General features: G+C 66.6%; 21 protein-coding genes. 11 read left to right on the top strand and 10 right to left on the bottom strand.

All coding sequences use genetic code 11. The annotated features are described in order from the left end of the window. Position 1 precedes the first annotated feature (1 nt). The gene (locus tag G6N28_RS09645; protein WP_163899748.1) at positions 2-1,261 is read right to left on the bottom strand and encodes a hotdog family protein; all 1,260 of its coding nucleotides are present in this window, start codon (positions 1,259-1,261) and stop codon (positions 2-4) included. Between the two features lie 90 nt (positions 1,262-1,351). On the opposite strand from G6N28_RS09645, the gene G6N28_RS09640 reads away from it, so the two are divergent. Further along, positions 1,352-2,170, top strand: a complete 819-nt coding sequence (locus tag G6N28_RS09640; protein WP_163899746.1) for an enoyl-CoA hydratase-related protein — start codon at positions 1,352-1,354, stop codon at positions 2,168-2,170. Between the two features lie 2 nt (positions 2,171-2,172). On the opposite strand, the gene G6N28_RS09635 is transcribed toward G6N28_RS09640, so the two are convergent. Then, positions 2,173-3,030, bottom strand: a complete 858-nt coding sequence (locus G6N28_RS09635) for an SDR family NAD(P)-dependent oxidoreductase (protein WP_407665009.1) — start codon at positions 3,028-3,030, stop codon at positions 2,173-2,175. Between the two features lie 64 nt (positions 3,031-3,094). Here G6N28_RS09635 and G6N28_RS09630 point away from each other — a divergent pair, with 64 nt between their 5' ends. After that, a complete protein-coding gene (locus G6N28_RS09630) occupies positions 3,095-4,654 on the top strand; it encodes a class I adenylate-forming enzyme family protein (RefSeq protein ID WP_163899743.1) in 1,560 nt (519 codons plus the stop codon). Positions 4,655-4,668: 14 nt separating this feature from the next. On the opposite strand, the gene G6N28_RS09625 is transcribed toward G6N28_RS09630, so the two are convergent. Both G6N28_RS09625 and G6N28_RS09620 read right to left on the bottom strand, forming a co-directional pair. Further along, positions 4,669-5,079 (bottom strand): Zn-ribbon domain-containing OB-fold protein, encoded by a 411-nt coding sequence (locus G6N28_RS09625; RefSeq protein WP_163899741.1) that lies wholly within the window; start codon positions 5,077-5,079, stop codon positions 4,669-4,671. Next, positions 5,079-6,224 carry an acetyl-CoA acetyltransferase gene (locus G6N28_RS09620; protein WP_163899739.1) on the bottom strand — a complete coding sequence of 382 codons (1,146 nt, stop codon included), beginning with the start codon at positions 6,222-6,224 and terminating at the stop codon, positions 5,079-5,081. The genes G6N28_RS09625 and G6N28_RS09620 overlap by 1 nt, the downstream gene beginning before the upstream one ends. A 5-nt stretch (positions 6,225-6,229) precedes the next feature. Here G6N28_RS09620 and G6N28_RS09615 point away from each other — a divergent pair, with 5 nt between their 5' ends. Genes G6N28_RS09615 through G6N28_RS09600 form a run of 4 tightly spaced genes read left to right on the top strand, consistent with a single transcriptional unit; the run spans position 6,230 to position 10,137 of the window. Then, positions 6,230-7,093, top strand: a complete 864-nt coding sequence (locus G6N28_RS09615; RefSeq protein ID WP_179962182.1) for an HpcH/HpaI aldolase family protein — start codon at positions 6,230-6,232, stop codon at positions 7,091-7,093. A 32-nt stretch (positions 7,094-7,125) separates the two neighbouring features. Continuing rightward, entirely contained in the window at positions 7,126-8,241 is a 1,116-nt protein-coding gene (locus G6N28_RS09610) for a TauD/TfdA family dioxygenase (RefSeq protein WP_163899735.1), read from the top strand. Further along, positions 8,238-9,311, top strand: a complete 1,074-nt coding sequence (locus tag G6N28_RS09605; RefSeq protein WP_163899733.1) for a hydroxyacid dehydrogenase — start codon at positions 8,238-8,240, stop codon at positions 9,309-9,311. The genes G6N28_RS09610 and G6N28_RS09605 overlap by 4 nt, the downstream gene beginning before the upstream one ends. A gap of 1 nt (position 9,312) precedes the next feature. Further along, the gene (locus G6N28_RS09600) at positions 9,313-10,137 is read left to right on the top strand and encodes an enoyl-CoA hydratase/isomerase family protein (RefSeq protein WP_163899730.1); all 825 of its coding nucleotides are present in this window, start codon (positions 9,313-9,315) and stop codon (positions 10,135-10,137) included. A gap of 91 nt (positions 10,138-10,228) precedes the next feature. On the opposite strand, the gene G6N28_RS09595 is transcribed toward G6N28_RS09600, so the two are convergent. Then, on the bottom strand, positions 10,229-11,416 hold the full coding sequence (locus G6N28_RS09595; protein ID WP_163899728.1) for an amidohydrolase family protein: 1,188 nt from the start codon (positions 11,414-11,416) through the stop codon (positions 10,229-10,231). Positions 11,417-11,610: 194 nt separating this feature from the next. On the opposite strand from G6N28_RS09595, the gene G6N28_RS09590 reads away from it, so the two are divergent. Next, entirely contained in the window at positions 11,611-12,408 is a 798-nt protein-coding gene (locus tag G6N28_RS09590) for a TetR/AcrR family transcriptional regulator (RefSeq protein WP_163899726.1), read from the top strand. Here the strand turns inward: G6N28_RS09590 and G6N28_RS09585 are convergent. After that, entirely contained in the window at positions 12,397-13,557 is a 1,161-nt protein-coding gene (locus G6N28_RS09585; protein WP_163899725.1) for an acyl-CoA dehydrogenase family protein, read from the bottom strand. The two genes, G6N28_RS09590 and G6N28_RS09585, sit on opposite strands and share 12 nt — an antisense overlap. 104 nt (positions 13,558-13,661) lie before the next feature. Between G6N28_RS09585 and G6N28_RS09580 the strand changes: the two genes are divergently transcribed. Then, positions 13,662-14,681: an acyl-CoA dehydrogenase family protein gene (locus G6N28_RS09580; protein ID WP_163899723.1), complete on the top strand. Its 1,020-nt coding sequence runs from the start codon at positions 13,662-13,664 to the stop codon at positions 14,679-14,681. On the opposite strand, the gene G6N28_RS09575 is transcribed toward G6N28_RS09580, so the two are convergent. Next, entirely contained in the window at positions 14,660-15,076 is a 417-nt protein-coding gene (locus G6N28_RS09575; protein ID WP_163906050.1) for a PaaI family thioesterase, read from the bottom strand. The genes G6N28_RS09580 and G6N28_RS09575 overlap by 22 nt on opposite strands. A 17-nt stretch (positions 15,077-15,093) precedes the next feature. Next, a complete protein-coding gene (locus G6N28_RS09570; protein ID WP_163899721.1) occupies positions 15,094-16,002 on the bottom strand; it encodes an enoyl-CoA hydratase in 909 nt (302 codons plus the stop codon). 125 nt (positions 16,003-16,127) lie between these two features. Between G6N28_RS09570 and G6N28_RS09565 the strand changes: the two genes are divergently transcribed. Next, complete coding sequence (locus G6N28_RS09565) at positions 16,128-17,213, top strand: NAD(P)H-dependent amine dehydrogenase family protein (RefSeq protein WP_163906049.1); 1,086 nt, start codon at positions 16,128-16,130, stop codon at positions 17,211-17,213. Then, a complete protein-coding gene (locus G6N28_RS09560; protein ID WP_163899719.1) occupies positions 17,210-17,839 on the top strand; it encodes a nitroreductase family protein in 630 nt (209 codons plus the stop codon). The genes G6N28_RS09565 and G6N28_RS09560 overlap by 4 nt, the downstream gene beginning before the upstream one ends. 94 nt (positions 17,840-17,933) lie before the next feature. Here G6N28_RS09560 and G6N28_RS09555 read toward each other — a convergent pair whose 3' ends face one another. Then, positions 17,934-19,004 (bottom strand): NAD(P)H-dependent amine dehydrogenase family protein, encoded by a 1,071-nt coding sequence (locus G6N28_RS09555; RefSeq protein ID WP_163899716.1) that lies wholly within the window; start codon positions 19,002-19,004, stop codon positions 17,934-17,936. Between the two features lie 99 nt (positions 19,005-19,103). Here G6N28_RS09555 and G6N28_RS09550 point away from each other — a divergent pair, with 99 nt between their 5' ends. Beyond that, positions 19,104-20,339 carry a cytochrome P450 gene (locus tag G6N28_RS09550; RefSeq protein WP_163899714.1) on the top strand — a complete coding sequence of 412 codons (1,236 nt, stop codon included), beginning with the start codon at positions 19,104-19,106 and terminating at the stop codon, positions 20,337-20,339. 12 nt (positions 20,340-20,351) lie between these two features. On the opposite strand, the gene G6N28_RS09545 is transcribed toward G6N28_RS09550, so the two are convergent. After that, the gene (locus G6N28_RS09545; protein ID WP_163899712.1) at positions 20,352-21,419 is read right to left on the bottom strand and encodes an NAD(P)H-dependent amine dehydrogenase family protein; all 1,068 of its coding nucleotides are present in this window, start codon (positions 21,417-21,419) and stop codon (positions 20,352-20,354) included. Positions 21,420-21,466 lie beyond the last annotated feature (47 nt).

Raw genomic sequence — 21,466 nt, 5'->3', positions numbered from 1 at the left:
CTCACTGCCCGGCGAATCGGGCCGAGACGGCCGACAACAGTTCGGAGAGGTTCGTGGCCCCGCCCGGCGGATCGGGCAGCCGGACAGGACCGCGTTCCCTGCTCGGCAGCAGGATCGTGGCGTGACCCGGCGTGGTGACCTCGCCGCGGTGATTGGTCGCCGCGAGGTCCACGTCGACCGCCGGTCGGTCGCCCTCGGCGAGGTACTTGCGCGTCACGACGCCGGTGATGGTGTGCAGGTCGCCGACGTAGTTGAACAGCCGGAACTCGCAGTCCAGCTTCCACAGCCAGGCGTCATCGCCCATCCAGTCGGTGCACAGATGAATCAGCCAGGTCTCGCGCATCCGTCCGTAGTCGAACGTCGTTGGGTTACCGGCGTTTTGGGCGGCGCTGGGCTCCCAGTGCACGCGCTGCTGGACGTCGGGGACACCCTGCTCGTTGGGCGTGTAGAACCGGGGAATCCGTTGCCGGTTGCGCCAGGCCAGCCTCAGCGGCCGCACGCCATAGATGCCGGTGCCCATGCCGATGTGCCAGCACACCATGTCGGTGACGGTGAGCGGCCCCTTAGTGAGCGGACCCATCTCGTCGCCCTCGGTCACGTCCTCCCACCAGCGCGGCTCCGCGCCCCTGGGCGCCTCGCGGGCGTACCGCTCGTCGATCTCGGCGATCTCCTCGGCGGTCCACGTCTTGATGGCCACCGACTCGTACTTCTTGCGGCCCCTGGCCTTGCTGCGCTCGGTGCGGATCATGTTCCGGTACTGACCGCCGAGAAGGACGCCTTCGTCGTCGCGGAACACCTGCGCCGACCATTCGTGCACCGCGCGCGCGGCGAACTCGCTGCTCTTGTCGAGTGCGGCGACGAGGGCGTTGCGCCGGAAGACCCGACGGTTCGCACGCAGCGGCGCCCACCACTCTCGCGCTGACCCGCCGTAGAAGGCGTGCACGCCGCGCAGCGGATCACCCTTGGTGGCCGCGCGGTCCTCCGCGGACAGTTCGGTGATCTCGTCTTCACCGATGAGGGTGTCGCCGCCGATCAGCGGTGGCGGTGCGATCGCCTCACCCCACACCGATTTGGTCGCGTACTCCGGATCCGACCACAGCGGGTTGGCATCGCCGTAGCTTTCCGCGACGATCCGGAACGTGTCCTCGTTGGGGCGGCGGTAGTGCGGCGGTTGGGGATGCGGCACGGCGATGCCGATGGTGGCGCGCAACCTGGCCAGACCCTCATCGGTGATCTGGCCCGCTGTAGAGGGCTCGGTCACGCATGGCCTCCTCAGTTCGGCCGGAATGGTCGGTCGGGACGTCGGCGGAAATTAAGATACCCGAAAAACGGAAACGTCGTTAACGCAGGGGTGAGCCGGTTGACAGCAGAACAGACAGGGATCCAGGTCGCCGTCGGAACAGATGGCGTGTGCCGGATCACCATCGACCTGCCGGATGTCGGAAACTCGTTGTCGCCGTTGGATCGTGATGCGCTGACGGACGCGTTTCTCAGCGCCGCCGAAGACTCGTCGGTGCGGGCGGTGTTGTTGCGCGCGACCGGGGATCGGCACTTCTGCTCGGGTGCGGGATTGGGGCCGCATGCGAATCAGCCCGCGGCGGAGAAGAGGCCCGGCGACATCGCCCGGATGCTGCAGAAGGGTTACCAACGGCTGATTGCCGCGGTGCTCGATTGCGACAAGCCGGTCGTGGCGGCGGTCAAGGGCGCGGCGGCGGGTGCGGGTTTCAGCCTGGTGCTGGCCTGCGATCTGGTGGTGATGTCCACGGATGCGAAGCTGGTTCCGGCGTTCGTGCAGCGCGGCATACTGCCCGACTCGGGGGCGATATACCTGCTGACCAGGATCGTGGGGCTGCGTAAGGCCACCGAACTGCTCATGCTCGGCGATCCCGTCGACGCCCGGACATGTGAGCGACTCAGCCTGGTCAACCGCGTGGTCGCACCGGGCGAGGCCGACGCGGTCGCCGAGGAGCTGGTGGGACGGCTGGCCGCGGGTCCCACGGTGACGCTGGGGCTGACCAAACGCCTGTTGTCCGTGTCGTCGGAGTCCGGCCGCGACCGCGCCTTCGAGCAGGAGGCCTGGGCGCAGGAGGTGGTCTCACGCACCGCCGACCTGCAGGAGGGCTTGAGGTCCTTTGCCGAGCGTCGGCGTCCGAACTTTCAGGGCCGCTGACGTCAGCCTTTCGCGGGTCCGCCGCGGATCGTGAAGGCCGTGGCGTCGTCGATCTCGTCGATCGCTTCGGCGACGAATTCCGGTGTGAGTTCGCGATTCTCTATACCCTTGGTGACACCGATGAATACCCGCGACACCTTGCCCGCACCCACGGAGTAGATGTGGGCGGTACGGTCGCAATCGGGGTGCGACAGGTAGAGGACAACGGGGGTGACCAGTTCCGGGTCCATCGCCTTGCCGGCTTCGCCCATGATGTCCTCGGTCATCCGGGTACGTGCGATCGGTGCGACGGCGTTGATGGCGATGCCGTTGCGGGCGCCTTCGATCGCAAGGACGTGCATCATCCCGACCAGACCCATCTTGGCGGCGCCGTAGTTCGCCTGCCCGAAGTTACCGAACAGCCCCGTGCCAGAGGTCGTTTGGACTATTCGCCCGTAGTTCTGCTCACGCATGATCGGCCACGCGGCCCTGGTCACGTTGAAGGCGCCGGTCAGGTGGACGGTGAGCACCGCGTCGACCTGTTCGGCGGTCATGTTCTTGAACGCCGCGTCGCGCAGAATGCCCGCGTTGTTGATCAGGATGTCGACTCGACCGAAGGCGTCCATCGCCGCGGCGACGATCGCTGCGCCACCGTCCTCGGTAGCGACGGAGTCACCGTTGGCGATCGCCGTGCCACCGGCGGCGGTGATCTCGTCGACCACCGCTTGGGCGGCCGAGATCGAAGCACCGCTTCCGTCGACCGCGCTGCCGAGATCGTTGACCACAACACGGGCGCCCCGACGAGCGAGTTCGAGTGCGTGACACCGTCCTAGCCCTCCGCCCGCACCGGTGACGACGGCTACCTGGTCTTCGAAATTCATCTGCGACATGCGTGAGAGGTTACATTTACGTAGACGAGAATCTGCATTCGCATCGGAGGACACCATGAGTGGGGCCAGCGCGCTGCTGCACCATGCACAGCAGCGAGCGGACCGTCTGCGCTCCCGATATCGGGCCGGCGGCTTCTGGTCGGAACAGCCGCTCGATCTCGTGCGGCGTACCGCTGAGCGGTATCCGACGCGGTCGGCGCTGCTCACCCGTGGGGCGGAGTTGACCTACGCGGAACTCGACGAACGGGTCGATCGCGCGTCGCACGCACTGCGTGAGGCCGGCGTCGGCGCAGCGACCCCGCTGGTCGTGGTGGCAGGCAATGACATCGGCTCCGCCGTCGCGGTGCACGCCGCCGTCCGGGTCGACGCGGTGGTGCTGCTCGTGCCGCGCAGCGCGGGGCCGACGCAGATCGCCGACATCGTCGCGCGGACCGGGGCCCGATACGGGGTGGCTCCCGAGTGGCCACCCACGGGTGAGGCGGAGTTGCGCGACGCCTGCCGATGGATCGACATCTTGAGCGCGCGGGATGCTTCGCCGCCGGCCAGGCCGATGCGGCCCGCGGACGAACCGTCCTTCGTCCTCTACACGTCCGGCACGACGTCGCGGCCCAAGGGGGTCATCCATTCGTTGAGCACGTTGGCCAAGGCGTCGGCGAACTACATCGCCGCGGCCGGCCTCGGTGCCGACGACCGCATCTTTCTCATCAGCCCGCTCGCCTCGGTCACCGGTGTGCTGCAGGCGTTGTTCATCGGGCCGATGCTCGCCGTGCCCGTGGTGCTAGAAGACCGCTGGGATCCCGTCGCCACCTGTGATCTTCTGTTGGCGTCGGAGGCGACGTGGTACGGCGGACCGGACCGGCTTCTGGACCGGCTGCTCGACGAGGCGGTCGCCCGCGGGAAGGACGTGCCGCTGCGCGCGGTGTATCTCGGCGGAACCATGCTCGACCGGCGCATCGTCGAACGGGTCGAGGACGATTTCGGAATCGTCGTCATGCGAGCGTACGGATCCTCAGAGGTGCCGGTCAGCACGTCAGGGCTGCGAACCGAGAGCAGAGCGGTGCGTCACGCCGATGATGGTGTGGCACTGCAGGATGTCGACATCCGGGTCGGATCCGCGGGCGACCCGGCCGAGTGCTGCATCAAGGGTCCGCATGCGTTCCTGGGTTACACGGACAGCGAGGACGACGCCGACGCATTCGACGGGGACTGGTTCCGGACCGGCGATGTGGCCGAGATGACCGGGAACCGGGTGCGCATCATCGGGCGCATCAAGGACATCATCATCCGCAACGGCATGAAGATCCCGGCGGCGGAGGTCGAGGAGGCGGTGGCCGCCATCTCCGGTGTGCGGGACTGCGCGGCGTATTCCGTACCCGACGCGACCACCGGGGAGCGGCTCGCGGTGGCCATGGTGCTCGACGACGGTGTTCGACTGGCGCTGGCCGACGTCGCCGAGGTGCTGATGGCGGGGGGCCTGCCGAAGTACAAGCTGCCCGAGGAACTGGTGTTCTGGGACGAGCCGTTACCGCTCAACGCCAACGGCAAGGTGCAACGCAACTCGCTGGATGCAGGTTCGAAGGGGCGCCCGCGGGTCGTGGCCGATCGCCTCGCGTAGCGCGGCGGACCTCGTCATGCGAGCGGCCGGAAGACCGGTACGACGAATCCGTCGGTGTCCTCGCGGAAGGCGAGTTCGAGTTGCATTCCCGCGCACAGTTGTTCGACCGGGCAGTCGGTGACCACGGTCATCAGCCTGGGCCCTTCCTCGAGGTCGACCATCGCAACGATGTAGGGCAGGTCCGCGTCGAAAGGTGCGGCGTTCTGGCGGATCACGCTCCACGTGTAGAGGCGTGACCGTCCGCTCGCGGGCACCAGGTTCACATCCTCGCTCCAGCAGTGGGGGCAGAACGGGCGGACATACAAGGAGTTTCGCTCACATGAGCCGCAGCGGTTTACCATCAGCCTGCGGTCCTGGATCGCGGCCCACCAGGCCTCGCTGTCGATGTCGACGGTCGGCCGGTTCGGGCCAACGGGTGTGCCCATCACTGCCTCCCGAGGATCATCGTCGCGCTGTGGGTGAAGAAGCCGCCCATCGCGTGAACGCAGGCCAACCGTGCGCCGTCGACCTGACGCTCCCCGCATTCCCCACGCAGTTGCCGGACCGCCTCCACCATCAGGAACATCCCGCGCATACCCGGGTGACAGGACGCCAAGCCCCCGCCGTCGGTGTTGGTGGGCAGCGCACCGCCGGGCCGCAGCGCCCCGGAGGCGATGAACGGACCGCCCTCGCCCTTGGCGCAGAAGCCGAGATCCTCCACCGTGAGCAGGACCGTCGAGGTGAACGAGTCGTAGAGCTGGCAGACGTCGATGTCGGCCGGGCTGACCCCGGCTTGCGCGAACGCGCGTGGACCCGACAGTGCGGCAGCGGATGTCGTGAAGTCGGCCCACTCGCTCATGCTCACGTGCGATGCCGCGTCGGCGGCGCCGAGGATCCAGACCGGTTCCTTGGCGCAGTCCTTGGCCACCCGCTCGCCGGCCAGCACGACGGCGCCACCGCCGTCGGTTCGCAGGCACACGTGCTTGGCGGTGAACGGGTCGGCGAGCATCGGCGCCGAAGCGACATCCGCAGCGGTGATCCGGTCCCGCTCAAAGGCGTTCTCGTTCATGGCCGCCCACTCGTGCGCGGCGACGGCGACCTCGGCCAGCTGGTCTTCGGTGGTGCCGTATTCGATCATGTGGCGTCTGGCCGCCATGGCGTACTTGGCGATCAGCGTGGCGCCATAGGGCGCTTCGAACTGCATGGCGCCGCCGGTGCTCAGCGCCGCTGCCGAGGGCCGGACCCGGCGTTTGACGTCGGAGCGGGCGGTCGAACCGTATGTCAGCAGGGCGACGTCGATCTCGCCCGCGGCGATCGCGGCCGCCGCGTGCCCGGCCATGACCTCCCACGACGATCCGCCGACGTTGGTGGCGTCGACCCACGCCGGCCGCAGGCCCAGGTACTCGCTCACCTCGACCGGGGGCAGCAGCGTGCCGTGGGCGCCGAGGCCGTCGACGTCGTCCTTCGTCAGGCCCGCGTCCGCCAGGGCGCGTCGTGCGGCTTGGGCCATCAGCGCCACTGCGGTCTTGTCGGGCGTTCGTCCGCAATCTGACAGTGCGGCACCGACGACCGCGACCCGGTTTTGGGGCATACGTAATGGTTACCACAGGTGATAATGGCGTTAACGAGATAGTGGAATCCCCGTTCTCAGTCGGTTACCGTGAGTTGGTGCCGGTATCGCTGCGAGACGCCCTGAGCGGCGATCGTCTGGTGTTGTGTCTGGCGCTGCTCAACGCCCGTACCCCCGACGTTCCGGCGATCGCGGCCGCCTGTGGCTACGACGCCGTGTATGTCGACCTGGAGCACACTTCGTGCTCGCTCGAGACCGCGCAAATGCTGTGTGTCGCCGCCCTGGGTGCCGGCATCCCGGCGCTGGTTCGGGTGCCGTCGCACGACCCGAGTGTCATCGCCCGCGTCCTCGACGGTGGAGCGGTGGGAGTGATTGTGCCGCATGTTGACTCGAGTCGAGAAGCGCAGGCGATTGTCGACGCCGCGCGGTTTCCGCCCGTGGGTCACCGGTCCATCTCCGGATTCAACGCGGTGAGCGGCTATGCGCCGCGTCCTGCGACCGAGCTCACCGCTGACCTCGAACGCCGCACGGTGGTGGCGGTGATGATCGAAACGCCCGACGCGGTCGCGGCGTGCGACCAGATCGCGGCCGTGGACGGCGTGGACATGATTCTGCTGGGTCCCAGCGACCTGACCGCCGAGATGGGCATCCACGGGCAATATGAGAATGAGCATTTCCATCGTGCAGTAGACTCGGTCGCAGCGGCCTGTCGCGCACATGGTGTCGCGCTGGGAGTAGCCGGGATAAAGTCCCTTGACCTGCTGAAACGCTTCGCAGGGCTGGGGTTGCGCTTCATCTCGGCTGGAACCGACGTCGGGATGATGACCGAGGCGGCCACTGCCCGCGCGCACGCCCTGCGTGAGCTCGAGAGCGACACGGCGAGCCGATAACCGAAAGTCTCGGCACCACAACAGGAGGACGGATGCCCACCGCGATCTACACCGAGCAAGTCACCCACCCGATGGCGTGGACCGGCGCCGATTTCACGAGCAAGGAGGACTTCGCGTTCGACCTGTCGTCGCGCAACGTCGCCGCGCTGGAGTCCATCCTGGCCAAGACCGCGCACAAGGACCGCGACGACATCACACCCGAGGACGCCCGGCATCCCGATCTCGACGACGATCTCGCCCGGCTGTATCGGGAAGTGATGTTCGGCAAGGGCTTGGCGTGCGTGCGCGGATTCCCGGTCGAACAGCATTCGATCGACGAACTGGAGCGCATCTACTGGGCATTCTGCACGCACCTCGGTTACCTGGTGTCGAACAACTCCTTCGGGCACCGCATGGTGCGGGTCCAGGAGGAGGTGCTGCCCAACGGCGTGCAGCCCGCCCGAGGAACAAAGTCGAGTGCCGAGCTCGCGATGCACAACGACGCGGCGGACATCCTGTCGCTGCTGTGCGTCTACCCCGCCGCGCGGGGCGGTGAAAGCCAGTTCGCCAGCGGGCCCGCCGCGCACAACCGGATTCTCGACGAACGTCCCGACCTGCTGCCCGTGCTCTACCAGGGCTTCCCGCATCACCGGCGCAGCGAGCAACCCGACGACCAACCGGACGTGACTCCGTACGACGTGCCGGTGTTCTCCCAGATCGACGGACGGATCTGCATCAACTTCACCTACAGCAGCATCCTGCCCGCGATGTACACACTCGGTCGCGAGTTCACCCCGGAACAGAGCGAAGCCATCGAGTTGCTGCGCACCATCCTCGTCGAACAGCAGGTGGAGTTCCGCCTGGAGTCCGGTGAAGCGGCGGTCGCCAACAACTTTGCGATGTGCCACTCGCGGTCCGACTTCGTCAGCAGCACCGATCCGAAGAAGGCGCGCTGCTTCCTGCGGGCGTGGATGGAGGTGCCGCGCGAGGACCGCCGCCTGCCCATCGGGCGGGAGTACTTCCACATGGAGAACAAGGATCTGCGGCTCGGCTACGACCCCGTGCCGGGGCGCGACGGCACGATCGCGCGCAACGACTACAAGAACGTGAACGACGAGTTGGCCGATATGTTCAAGGCAGCGCAGGCGAAACCTAAAATCAAGCGATGAGAACCCGCCCCCGGCTGGTCTACGAGAGATGGACCGACCCGGTCGCCGCAGACATCCTGGCCGGAGGTGACATCGAGGTCGTCAAGCTCGATCTCAACGCGTCTGACGAGCAGGGTTGGGCGGCACTGGAATCCGCACACGGATATCAGGTCGCCACCCGAACCGACGTCGCCTCCGTTGCCGACGGTGCGCAGTGGCTGGCGGGACAGCCGCTGGTGGAGCGTTGCCGGCAACTGCTCGCCGTGTGCTCGGCGGGCGCCGGCTACGACGTGATTGATGTCGAAGCGTGCACACGCGCGGGAATCGCGGTGTGCAACAACTCGGGTCCCGGCGCCGAGGCGGTGGCCGAACACGCGCTCGGACTGATGCTCGACCTGGCCAAGAAGATCACCGCGGCTGATCGGGCGCTGCGCGGCGGCCCGCTCGGTGATCGACTGGCGCTGCGGGGCACACAGTTGCTCGGCAAGACGCTCGGTGTCGTCGGCCTCGGTGCCATTGGCGGCCGGCTCGTTCAGTTGTGCGCGCCGTTCGGCATGGAGGTCCTGGTCTTCGACCCCTACGTCGACGAAAAGACCGCCACCGCTAAGAAAGTGGCGCTCGTGGGGCTCACCGAGCTGGTCGAGCGGTCGGACTTCGTTCAGGTCACCTGCCCGTTGACCGAAGAGACACGCGGGCTGTTCGGGGTTCGTGAGTTCGCCGCGATGAAGCCGTCGGCGTACTTCATCACCACCGCACGTGGGCCCGTGCATGACGAGGCGGCCCTGTACGACGCGTTGGTCAACGGCGGGATCGCCGGCGCGGGGCTCGACGTGTTTCACGAGGAGCCGCCGCGACAGGACAATCCGCTGCTGCGGCTCGACAACGTCGTCGCCACCCCGCACGTCGCGGGCATCACCGAGGAGGCGGCCCGCGACATCGCGGTCGCCACCGCCACGCAGTGGCAGACGATCTTCGCCGGGCGCATGCCACCTCGGCTGCTCAATCCCGAGGTGTGGCCGCGCTACTGTGATCGCTTCCATGAGATTCTGGGCATCCGCCCGACCGCCCGTGACACCGCAGCTGTGGAGTGAGATGAGCAATTACGACACCGTCACGTTCGAGGTCTCCGGTCATACCGCGTGTGTGACGCTGAACCGCCCCGAAGTGCTCAACGCGATCAACGACGAGATGATCGCCGAGCTCGCCGAGGTGTACGCCGAGATCGAACGCTCGCAGGACATCTGGACCGTCATCGTCACGGGCGCAGGCAGGGCGTTGTGTGTGGGCGCCGACGTCAACAAGGCCGCCGACCACGACATGGAGAACGCGGCGGGGATCGACAACCAGGGCGAGTCCATCCTCAGCTCGATGCGCCAATGGGATGCCCCGCAGGAGGCGACACCCCCGTGGCTGCAGATGACCAAACCGATCATCTGCGCGGTCAACGGCATCGCGTGCGGTGCGGGCATGGACCTGGTCACCACGGCCGACATCACCATCGCGTCCGAGCGGGCGTCGCTGATGGACCCGCACGTGAGCATCGGCGTGACATCGGGCCGGGAAGGGGTCAGGCTCGCCCGGATCCTGCCGCTGCCCGTGGCCATGCGGCTGATCCTGATGGGCAGGCACGAACAACTCGACGCGCAGCGCTGTTACGACCTGGGCATCTTCACCGAGGTGGTCGCGCACGACACGCTCATGGACCGGGCGTGGGAGATCGCCGATATCGTCAATTCCAATGCGCCGCTTGCGGTGCGAGGATCGCGGATGGCCGTGCGCAAGGGTTTGACGCTGCCGATCTACGAAGCCGAACTGCTCGCCGAGAACTACCGGATGAAGGTGGCCTTGACCAAGGACGCCATCGAGGGCCCGCGGGCGTTCCTGGAGAAGCGCAAACCGAACTGGCAAGCGCTGTAAGGCCTGCCCACGATATCCGCGACTGTGCGCTCTGATACGCGCGCACCGGTGTGTCGCGTACGAAACCGCACAGTCGCCGAATCTGAGACGGCTACGTCAGCCCGAAGAAGTTCTTGGCGTTGGTGGACAAGACCTTTCGCTTGGTCTCCTCATCGAGACCCGCGGTCGCCTTGTTGGCGACCTCGAGGCTCTTCGGCCAGTTCGTGTCGTTGTGCGGGTAGTCGGTCTCGAACATGAGCTGATCCGGGCCGATCAGGTCGAGAATGCGAAACGCCACCGGGTCGCCGAAGGTGGAAAACCACACGCGTCCGGGCACCTGGGTGCTCGGGGGCTCGGTCAACAACGGGTGGATGCCACCCCATCCCCGCCGGTCCTCCCAGACCTCGTCGACGCGTTGCAGGTAGTAGGGGATCCAGCCCGCCTGGGCTTCGGCGAACGCCAGCTTGAGGTTCGGGAACTGCTTGAGCTTGCCGGAGAACAGCCAGTCCACCAGCGCGATGGTGCAGTTGACCGCCATCAGCGCGCTGGTGACGACGTGCGGCGAGTCGGGGGAGGACTTGGTCAGTGACGAACTCGAGCCGATATGCAGCATGATGCCGACGTCGTTGCGTTCGCATGCGGCGAAGAACGGATCCCAGTAGCCGCTGTGAATGGACGGTAGGTCCAGCCGCGACGGGAGTTCGGAGAAGCAAACCGCGGGCATCCCTTTCGCGGCGACCCGGTCGACCTCCTTGGCGGCCAGTTCGACGTCCCACAACGGAATGATGCCAAGGGGGATCAACCGGCCGTCGGAATCCGCCGCCCACTCGTCGATCTGGAAGTCGTTGTAGGCCTGCACGCACAGCAGGGCCAGATCCTTGTCCTTGCCGTAGAGAAAGCGCTGCCCGCAGAACCGGACGAGCGTGTTGGGGAAGCAGGCGGACGCTTCGATGCCCGCGATGTCCATGTCGGCGAGCCGGTCCTTGGGTCGGAAACAGCCGGGGCGCATTTCGTCGTAGGTGATCGGGTCGGTGGTCAGCTCGTCGATCTCGTATCCGGCCGCCGCGCTGATCAGCGGGATCGGGATGATCGCGTCCTCGTAGTGCCAGATGTCGGCGTCCCGACCGTTCTCGTCCTCGATGAACGACACATCGGAGGTGACCGTCGGATCCATGCGTCCCCGGTGCCGGACGATCCGCGGGCCGATGTCGCGATGGCGCTCAGGCAGCCGGCTGGTCCACAGATCGGCGGGCTCGACGAGGTGGTCGTCCGGCGACACGATCAGGATGTCTGCGGTCATGCGGCACTCCTTTGAACAGCGGCACGCGAAACTGCGATTCCCACAAGCGAGAATGGACGTTTCCAGGGTAGCGCATGGGGTCGCTCGACGGGTCGGGGCCGGGGGATGGGAACGCCCTGCGCAGAGTCGCAATCAACATACCCGTGTAGGTAGGTCGCCCCCGCCTCGGAAGAACGCGTATTCTCAGGGACATCATGACTTCCAAGAAGCGCGCCGGGCAGGAACCCGAACCAGATCTCGAGCTCGTCGACACCGACTCCGAAATGCCGGCCAGTTGGCAGGAACGAACGATCGAGAGGCGGCTGAGCCAGGCGCGGGCGCGCGCCCTGGCCCGCAGCTCTCGTTTCCTGGCGACGGCGCTGGAGCTGGTCGAGGAGTCCGGTCGAGCCGACTTCACCATCCAGACGCTGATCGACAGGTCCAACCTGAGCCTGCGGGCGTTCTATCAACACTTCGCGGGCAAGGAAGAGCTGTTGTTGGCGTTGTACGAGAACGCCACAAGTCAGTTCATCGAGGCGATCCGACATGAGGTCGCCGCGGCGGCGCCCGACGGCCCGATGGCGCAACTCGAGGCGTTCTGCCGCGGATTTCTGTCCCGCGCGGAATCGTCCGAGGCGATCGGTGGCCGCGTGATGACGATCTACAACCTCAGCCTCGAGATCGAGCGCCCCGCCGATTTCGCCAAGATCTGGGAACCGCACCAGAAGCTGCTGACCAAGATCCTCACGTCGTGTTCACGCGCCGGGTTGGTCCGCAACGACCTGACACCCGCACAGTTGACGACGCTGCTGAACTCGACGCTCATCGCGCTCGCCCAGATCGGGGTGTTCCATCTGGGTGGCAAGGGCGCCCAGCTCACCGAGGACCAGCTGTGGGCGTGGTGCCTGCAGGCGCTCACCCCGCCCGCGGGTTCGGCCAAACCGAAGGCGGTCGCCGCCAGGGCTGGGGCAAAGCGAACCAGTGCCCGCAAGCCCAAGAAGCTAACGGGGTAAACCCAGTCCGCGCTGGGCGATGATCGAGCGCTGCACCTCGCTGGTGCCCGCATAGATCGTGGTGCCCACGGAGAACCGCATCAGGTATTCGAACCGGCCCTGCTCCGGGGCGGACGGCTCGAAGTAGCTGCGCACGGCGTCCGGTCCGACGAGCTCGACGATGTCCTGGCTCGCGCGGACCAGGGCTTCGGTGCTGAACACTTTGGCCATCGGTCCTTCGGCAACCGGTATCTGACCCGCTTCGGCCATCCATGCGCAACGGCGTTGGAGCAGCATCGAGACTTCGTACTCCATGGCGACTCTCGCCAGCCGCCGCCGTACGTCGGGCTTGGCGATCTGCGTCACGCCGTCGTCAGTTATCGTTGTCTCGGCCCATCGCTCGGCGTGGGTCAGCAGGCGGGCGATATGTGGTCCCCATCCGGACGCATGTTCGTCCTGCAGCGACAGGCTCAGCACCTGCCATCCGGCGTCGACGTCCCCGACGCGCCACTCGTCACCGATTCGGACGTCGCTGTAGAAGGTGATGTTGGTGCGCTCACCGGACAGCGTCCAGACCGCCTGCGCCTCGATTCCCGGTGCGTCGAGCGGCACCAGAAACATGGTCAGCCCCTTGTGCTTCGGTTTGTCCGGGCTTGTGCGCGCCAGCAGGAAGACATAGTCGGCGATGTGCCCGTTGGTGGTGAACATCTTGGAGCCGTTGATGATCCATTCGTCACCGTCGCGAACGGCCTTGGTGGTGGCCGCCGCGACGTCGGACCCGCACTCCGGTTCGGTGAACCCCAGCGCGATCGTGAGATCTCCCTTGAGCGCACCGGCCAGGATGCGGTCCTTCATCGACTGCCGGCCCACCTGGCGGATGATCGAGGCCACCATCCGCGTCGTCTCCGACAGGTACACCGGCGCCTCGGCGTACATCAATTCTTCCTGAAGTACCTGTTCGTCCCATGCAGTGCGGTTCTGGCCGCCGTACTCGGGCGGCCAGGTGGGTGCGAAGAATCCGTTGTCGACAAGTCCCTTGGCGAATTCGTCGTCGTGCGCGACACCGCTGCGGTACAGCCGTTCCTCGAATTCGGCGGTCATCACGTCCTGCAGATGGGCGCGGATCTCCGCGCGATAGGCCTCTGTGTCGGTATCGAGCTGAAAATGCATGGACGGTAACCGATCCTGTCTCACGAGGCTGATGGGCGGCGTGGCCGATAATGTTACTCTCAATTCTGAGAGCATTCATATCCGCATGGAAACGGACCCAAACTTTGGACCTGAGTCTTTCCGACGAACAGCGGCAGCTTGTCGAGGTGTTCGCGGCCATCTACGGGCGGGAGTCGACGTCTGAGCGGGTCCGGGCCGCCGAACCACTCGGTTTCGACGACAAGTTGTGGAAGGCGCTGACGGAAACCGGCGCCGTCGACATGGCGGTCGACGAAGCCGCGGGTGGTGGCGGTGCGTCCGAACTCGATTTGGCGCTGATCGCCGAGCAATTCGGCCGCGCCGTCGCATCCGCGCCGGTGGTGGAGGCTCAGGTCGCCGCACGCCTGCTTGCCCGGTGCGGTGACGACGGCGCCGATCTGCTCGGCCGGGTGTTGGCCGGCGATCAACTCGTCACGTTCGCACCGCGTGCTGCGCGCGGCGGTGCGCTGAAGCTCGTGCCGGCCGGTGCGGTCGCCGACGCGGTCATCGCGTTGGCCGACGGGCGCCTTGTCGTTGCGCCAGTGGGCGCGACCCGTCGCCCCGTGCAGAATCTCGGATCGCTACCCCTCGCCGATGTGGACATCGACGACGACGCCGCCGTGCTCGCTGACGGCGGGGACGCGTCGCGGTTGCATTCGGAAGCCTTGGATCTGTGGCTCACGCTGACCGCGGCGGCGCTCGCCGGTGCGGCCAAGAAGGCGGTCGAGATCGGCGTCGAATACGCAAAGGAACGCCACGCGTTCCGAACGCCGATCGGCACCTTTCAAGCGGTGTCACATCCGTTGGCGGACAGCGCGACTGCGGCCGACGGAGCGCGGTTGTTGGCGCTGAAGGCGGCATGTGCGTTCGTCGACGAACCAGCGCGCACCAGTGAGCTCGCCGCGATGGCGTTCGCGTTCGCCTACGAGACGGCGCGCGACGCCACCTACCGCAGCCTGCACATCCACGGCGGTTACGGCTTCGGCATGGAATGCGACGCCCAGCTTTACTACCGGCGCGTGCGTGGATGGGCGATGGTGTACGGCGAGCCCGGCGTCGCCCTGGACCGGGTGGCCGACGCCCGCTACAAACCGGTGGCGGGCTGACCGGACCCGCCTGGCGCCATCACCGCGAAACTCAACGTCGCACGGGCAGCGAGCCGATCCTTGGCCACGTCGACGACATCGACCGCGACGACGATCAACCGCTTGCCTGCTCGCACCACCGTGGCCGTCGCTCGCGCCGGCCCGCCCACGATCGGCGCCACGAAGTGAATCGACATGTCTGCGGTGCCGACGCCTGCGCCGACGTCCGCATGCTTGACCGCCAGTCGGCCTCCGGCGATGTCGATGAGGGTGGCGACCAGACCGCCCTGCAAGGCCCCTCGGGTGTTCACCAGATCCGGCCGGTGGTGGAGGTCGACGACGACGGTGTTGTCGGTGTCGACGATGTCGTAGAACGGCAACCGGCCGAACAGGTGTCCCTCGATGGTCACCGGCATCGGTTCTCCGACGGCGGTCACCCGTCCGCCCGCACTTGATCCTTCACCGACATCACCACTGGGGGTGCGGTGCGCCAGTTCGGTACCCCTTGCTCCTCACCGGCGACGGCGCGCCTGTCGTCGCGCACCCCGACCCAGTGGGCGTGATTGAGCTGATGCAGGCTGAAGCAGGACTGCAGCGCGTTGTAGAAGCCCATGCTGTCCACGGACTGGTTGACCGACTCCTTGATCAGCAGGGCCGCCATCGTCGGCACGGTCGCGATGCGGCGGGCCATCTCGAGCGTCCGCTCGGCCAGCTCCTCGCGTTTGAAGATCTTGCTCACCATGCCCAGGCGGTACGCCTCCTCGATGTCGATCGCATCGCCGGTGAGCATCAACTCCTTCGTGCGACGCGGACCGAACTCCCATGGATGGCCGAAGTACTCCATCCCGCACATGCCCAACCGGGTGCCGACGACGTCGGCGAAGCGTACCTCTTCACTGCCGACGATCAGATCGCACGCCCAGATCAGCATCAGGCCCGCCGAGAAGACATCCCCGTGCACCTGTGCGATCGTGATCTTGCGCAGATTGCGCCACCGCAGGTTGTTCTGGAAGAAGTAGTGCCACTCCTGCAGCATGATCTTCTCGGCGCCCTCGCGGGTTCCCCCGTTGATCACCGCCGTCGGGTGCTGGCCCGGACCCGGCGAGAACTCGGCGCGGGCCTGCTTCGAACCGATGTCATGGCCGGAGGAGAACACCGGACCCTCACCGGCGAGGATGACAACGCGAACGCCGTCGTCGGCCTCGGCGCGGGCGAACGCCTCGTCGAGTTCCACCAGCATTCCGCGGTTCTGCGCGTTGCGCTGTTCGGGCCGGTTGAGCGAGATCCGCACGATCTGCCCGTCGTCGAACGTCTCCCACTTCAAGAACTCGTAATCGCTCATGGTGTCCTCCGGATTGGGCCATAGTGGCAATGGTCTTGTCGGTTATTGAGAAGGTATGTTCTCACGGCGGCTGGAAGGCGCAGCCGGGAAGGGTGGACATGTCAGATTCCCAACGGAACCCGCGGGTGATCCTGTGGGGTCCCGGTCAAGTCGGTGTCGGCGCGTTGCGCGCGCTCATCGCGCACCCCGGGCTGGATCTGGCGGGCGTCGTCGTGCACGCCGAGGCCAAGGACGGCATGGACGCAGGCGCATTGTGCGGGATGCCGGAAACCGGCGTGATCGCGACCCGCGACATCGAGGAGGCGTTCGCCCTGGACGCCGATGCCGTCGCCTACTTCGCCTCCGGCGACTATCGCTACCGCGAGGCCGCCGAGGACATCGCACGCTGCCTGCGAGCCGGCAAGAATGTGGTCACCACGTCACTGGTGCCGCTGTGCTACCCGCCCGCCGCGGACACCGAAACCGTCGAACTGATCGAGGCCGCCTGCGCCGAGGGTAAAACCACTTTCTTCAACAGCGGTGTCGACCCGGGCTGGGCCAACGACGTCATCGCACTGACGATGACGGGCTTCAGCAGCCGGGTCGACACGATCACGATGCTGGAGATCCTCGACTACGCCCCGATCAACCAGCCCGAGATCATGTTCGACTTCATGGGTTTCGGCCATCCCCCCGACCATCCCGCGCCGCTGTTCGACACCACGCGCCTGGCCGCGTTGTGGGCGCCGACGGTCCAGCTGGTCGCCGACGGGGTGGGTCTTCCGCTCGACGAGGTCAAGACGACGATCGAGAAGTGGCTGGCGACCGAGCGTTACGAGGTGGCGTCGGGCTGGATCGAACCGGGAACAATGGGTGGCATGCGGTTCAAGCTGGCCGGCGTCGTCGACGGTGAGGAGCGCGTCGTGCTCGAACACATCACCCGCATGGGTGAACCCGCCGCGCCGGACTGGCCGCGACATCCGTCACCACACGGCGGATACCGGGTGATCGTCGACGGCCTGCCCACCTACACCGTCGACGTCGAAATGCACGGCCGCGGAGACAATATGCGCGGTCTGACCTACGCCACGGTGATGCGTGAGCTCAACGCCATCCCCGCCGTCATCGCGGCGCCGCCCGGTCTGCTGTCGACGTTGGACCTGCCGCTGGTCACCGGTCCGGTGCGCGGCGGCCATTGGACAGGCACGCTGGCGCCGACCTATCCGCGATGACCGACGATCTGTGGACGGTGATGCGCACCGCGTCGGCGGTACGGCGCTACCGCAGCGAACCCGTCGACGATGCCGTCATCGAGAAGTGTCTGCAGGCCGCCACCTGGGCGCCGTCGGGCGGAAACCAGCAGCCGTGGCGCCTCGTCGTGGTGCGCTCGGCCGAAACGCGCGCGGTGATCTCGGCGGCCGCGCGGCAGACATGGCAGGCGATGACCGACTTCTACGGGTTCGACGCACCGCCCGCGGACGCGACCGATGCGAAGGCGCGGGTACTGCGCGCGATGTACGAACACATGCACGTCGGCGGCGACGCCCCGGTCTGCGTGCTGTTCTGCGTCGAGCCGCAGCCGGGTGCCAGCGACCTGCAGCAGGGTGGATCGATCTTCCCGGCCGTGCAGAACTTTCTGCTGGCCGCGCGGGCACAGGGTCTCGGCGCGGCGATCACGTTGTGGCAGGACGCATGCGATCGCGAGCTGCGCGAACTCGTCGGCATCCCGCCGCACTGGCGGATCGCCACGCTGATCACCGCGGGCTGGCCCGTCGGCCGGCACCACCCGGTGCGGCGTAAACCCGTCGCCGAGGTCGCCGCGATCGACTCCTGGACCAACCCCTGGCTCGCGAGGTAAGCCGAGCCTGAACCGCGAAATCTGCCGGAGGGTCGCGATACGGCGGAAATCGCAGCCCTGGCGCAGATTTCGGCGCGAGTCAGGGCGAGCGCGTTTACAGCTGGATCGCGCCGAACACGGGCGCTGTGACGATTCCCGGCGGCGCGGCCATCACGTAGGGGATCGCGCGCACCGCGCTCATCCCGATCATCAAATGTCCAGGGTTTGCGCCCTCGAACCCAGGCGGCACATCATCCCACCCGACATCGAGCTGCAGCTCGAAACTCGGCACACCTTTGATCACGGCGCGGATGAGCGGCGCCTTCTCACCGTCGGCCAGCGGGCGCAGACCCCACTGCGGCAGGTCGCGGGTCAACACCCACTCTTCGTGGATCGCCAGCAGGTCGCGGTCGTTCCATCGTCCGGTCCACGAGAACCGTTGGCCCACAACCAGGCCGGGCTCGATGGTGCCGACCGCGATCTCGATGGGCCGGTCGAGGGTGGTGCATTCGACGCTGACCGCGATGTCCGACAGCGTGATACCGAGAACATCGGCGGTGGCGTTGAGCGCTTGACGGTAGGCCATGTCGAGCTTGGCGATGATCGGCGAGTCGGCGCTCACGTCCTCGGGTGGACGGCCCATGCCCATCAGGTCGACGAGCATGGGCCGGCTGTCGATACTCGAGACGTCGACGGCTTCGTAGAGGTCGATGCGGTCGATGCTCTTGCTCAGCCCGGTGATCGTCGTGACAAGGCGTTCGAACATGAACCCGGGGTTCTCGCCCGCGGCGTGAAACCGCGAGTTGCCCTCTGCGCACGCACGGGCGAAGGCGGCCTCGGTGTCGGCGCCGTAGGTGGGCAGGTGGTTGTAGGAGGTCGTGGTGATCACGCTGGACCCGGCGGCCAGCAACCGGCAGATGTCCTCGGCGTTCGTCTCCACGGCGTGGGCCTTGCTCGCCGCGTGGACCACGACGTCGGCGCCCAGTGCGACGATCGCGTCCTTGTCCGTCGTCGCGACGACGCCGGTGGTGGCGGGCAGGCCACACAGGGCACCGGCGTCCAATCCCGCCTTGTCCGGGTCGTAAACCAGCACCCCCACCAGCTGGAAATCCGGGTTCTCGATGAGCTCGGCGAGCGCGGCCCGCCCGACGGCGCCGGTGGCCCACTGAACTACCCGAATAGCCAATCAAGTGCTCCTGGTTGCGCTTTGAAGAAGCGAGATTGCTCCACGGCCGATCAACCTACCCTATTCAAACCGCAACCAACAGGGTGTACGTTGAACTGCGTGGCAGAGCCGGTGACCGAGGACCTCGAGCAGCAGATCCGCGACGCGCAGGAGAAGTTCAACGCGGGCATGGGCGCCGACGGTGACGCGTCGCCGTATCCATTGCTCAAGGAACTGCGCGCACAGGGCCCCATCCATCCCGGCTGGCCCGAGATGGGCATCGCCGGAAACTCTGGAGACGGGCCGCCGACGTTCACCGCGTACACGTTCGACACGGTCAAGGCGGTCTTCACCGACAACATCACGTTCAGCACGCGCTGCTACGAAGACGTCGTGCGGCCGCTGCAGGGACCGACGATCCTCGAGATGCAGGAGCCCGAACACGCCGTCTACCGCAGGCTCCACGAGTTCGCGTTCGCACGGTCATCGATGAAGCGGTGGGATGTCGAGCTGGTCGGTCCGCTGGTGGATCGCACCATCGCGAAGTTCAAGGAAGCCAAGCGCGCAGACTTGGTCGATGCGGTGTTCTCGCCGATTCCCGTCCGGGTGATCGCTGCGCTGCTCGGCCTACCGGAGTCGGACGTTCTGCACTTTCACCGCCTCGCGATCGACCTGCTGGGCTTTCGCGCCGATATGGACTGTGCGATGCGCGCATCAGCGCAGATGAAGGAGTACTTCGTCGAAATCCTCGCCGACAAGCGCAGATCACCCAAGGACGACATGGTGTCGATCCTCGCGAAAGCCGAGGTCAACGGCGTCAAGATGTCCGACGAGCAGATCTACGGTTTCATGCGCAACCTGCTGCCGGCGGGCGCGGAGACCACCGCGCGGTCGACGGCGAGCCTGGCGTTCGGATTGCTCACCCATCCCGACCAGCTCGACGCGGTGCGCGCGGATCGCTCGCTGCTCCCGCAGGCCATTGAAGAGGGAATCCGTTGGGAGACACCGCTGCTCAACTTCATGCGTGAGGTCACCTGTGACACCGAGCTGGCCGGGGTGGCGCTGCCGAAGGGCGCGACGATGATGCTCAGCCTGGGCAGCGCCAACCACGACGAAACGCGCTGGAACGACCCTGAGAACTTCGACATTCACCGGGAACGCAAGCCCCACATCGGCTTCGGGCACGGTGCACACGTCTGCCTCGGCATGCATCTTGCGCGCCTGGAAACCACGAAGATCTTCAACGCGTTGTTCGACGAGCTGCCCAACCTGCGGCTGGATCCCGACGCGCAGGCGCCGTTCGTGGCCGGGATGATGTTCCGTTCGCCGCCACGTCTCGACGTGGTCTGGGATTGACGCGTAGCTGGACTAGTTCCCGAAACCCGTGTAGCTGCGGATCAACGGAAGATCGGCCATGGTCGCGAAGCCCGGTGGCGCGGCGCACACCGCCGGCACCGCGTTGACCACCTGCAGCGCCACGGCCACGAGCGCGGAGCGGACATGCTCTTCGATCGAGGCCGGTCGGCTGAAGCTGGCCAGGCAGAAGAAGTGCGTCTGCATTGACGGCTCGCCCTCGATGGTCATCGTCCACCCATCCCTGGGCGTCGGCCAGTGCGGCGGATAGTCGCCGCCGACCGTCCACAGCGTCTCGATCTCGACGAGCGGTTCACCGGCTCGCCTGCCCGCCCAGCTCCAGCGTTGCCCGGCCGTGGTGCCCGCCTGCACGAGGTGGTCGAAGATCTGATGATCACGGGTCGCCGGAACCGCCTCGACGCTGACGGTGACCTCGTCGATGCCGGCATTCAACGCGTCGGCGAGGAACCAGGTCTGCTCTGTGAACAGACCGGAGTTGAATGCCAGAAAGTCGTTACCCGTCGCGGTGATGTCCTCGACCGGGCGCCCGAACCACATGCCGTCGAATGTGATCTCGGTGCTCTCCCACAACGACCAATCTGCGCGCTCCTGCAACGTGAGCTTCTCGATGGTGCGGCTCATCCCCGACAGGGCCAGCGGCAGCACGCCGGACAGGTTTCCCGGATTGAGCCCGCTGCCGTGCACGGTGGCGCCGCCCTTCTGGCAGGCGGCCAGCAGCCGGTCGCGGTCGTGCTCGGCGATGCGCCGCGGATGGAACAGGAAAGACGGTGTGGCGACGTTCTTTCCGCTTTCCAATAGTCGGCACACGTCGTCGATGTCGGTGAACTGTGGTGCGTAGAGCACACAGTCGGCGTCAAGTGCGAGGATCTCCTCGACGTCGGTGGTGGCCTCGACGCCGATCGGTTGCCTGCCTACCAGGGTGCCGACGTCCACGCCGCGCTTGGCATCCGAATACACCCGGGCGCCGACCAATTGGAGATCGGGCCGGTGGTCCAGGATCGTGGTGACCATCTCGGTGCCGACTCCACCGGTGGCCCACTGAATCACTCGTAGTACAGACATCGACAAATCCTCGCTGAAGAGTTGTGTATCCGAATGAGAGTAACCAT

The organism is Mycolicibacterium pulveris (assembly GCF_010725725.1).
GTDB classification, from domain to species: domain Bacteria; phylum Actinomycetota; class Actinomycetes; order Mycobacteriales; family Mycobacteriaceae; genus Mycobacterium; species Mycobacterium pulveris.
Note: the sequence above shows the minus strand (reverse complement) of the source record. Positions and strands in the feature narration are given on the sequence as shown.

What these genes read in the sequence shown, in the direction of transcription:
- G6N28_RS09615 (WP_179962182.1), top strand. Translation starts at nt 6,230, where the DNA reads ATGGTTACCACAGGTGATAATGGCGTTAACGAGATAGTGGAATCCCCG.
- G6N28_RS09635 (WP_407665009.1), bottom strand. Translation starts at nt 3,030, where the DNA reads ATGAATTTCGAAGACCAGGTAGCCGTCGTCACCGGTGCGGGCGGAGGG.
- G6N28_RS09625 (WP_163899741.1), bottom strand. Translation starts at nt 5,079, where the DNA reads ATGGGCACACCCGTTGGCCCGAACCGGCCGACCGTCGACATCGACAGC.
- G6N28_RS09545 (WP_163899712.1), bottom strand. Translation starts at nt 21,419, where the DNA reads ATGTCTGTACTACGAGTGATTCAGTGGGCCACCGGTGGAGTCGGCACC.
- G6N28_RS09585 (WP_163899725.1), bottom strand. Translation starts at nt 13,557, where the DNA reads ATGCATTTTCAGCTCGATACCGACACAGAGGCCTATCGCGCGGAGATC.
- G6N28_RS09630 (WP_163899743.1), top strand. Translation starts at nt 3,095, where the DNA reads ATGAGTGGGGCCAGCGCGCTGCTGCACCATGCACAGCAGCGAGCGGAC.
- G6N28_RS09605 (WP_163899733.1), top strand. Translation starts at nt 8,238, where the DNA reads ATGAGAACCCGCCCCCGGCTGGTCTACGAGAGATGGACCGACCCGGTC.
- G6N28_RS09595 (WP_163899728.1), bottom strand. Translation starts at nt 11,416, where the DNA reads ATGACCGCAGACATCCTGATCGTGTCGCCGGACGACCACCTCGTCGAG.
- G6N28_RS09610 (WP_163899735.1), top strand. Translation starts at nt 7,126, where the DNA reads ATGCCCACCGCGATCTACACCGAGCAAGTCACCCACCCGATGGCGTGG.
- G6N28_RS09575 (WP_163906050.1), bottom strand. Translation starts at nt 15,076, where the DNA reads ATGCCGGTGACCATCGAGGGACACCTGTTCGGCCGGTTGCCGTTCTAC.
- G6N28_RS09570 (WP_163899721.1), bottom strand. Translation starts at nt 16,002, where the DNA reads ATGAGCGATTACGAGTTCTTGAAGTGGGAGACGTTCGACGACGGGCAG.
- G6N28_RS09600 (WP_163899730.1), top strand. Translation starts at nt 9,313, where the DNA reads ATGAGCAATTACGACACCGTCACGTTCGAGGTCTCCGGTCATACCGCG.
- G6N28_RS09560 (WP_163899719.1), top strand. Translation starts at nt 17,210, where the DNA reads ATGACCGACGATCTGTGGACGGTGATGCGCACCGCGTCGGCGGTACGG.
- G6N28_RS09620 (WP_163899739.1), bottom strand. Translation starts at nt 6,224, where the DNA reads ATGCCCCAAAACCGGGTCGCGGTCGTCGGTGCCGCACTGTCAGATTGC.
- G6N28_RS09590 (WP_163899726.1), top strand. Translation starts at nt 11,611, where the DNA reads ATGACTTCCAAGAAGCGCGCCGGGCAGGAACCCGAACCAGATCTCGAG.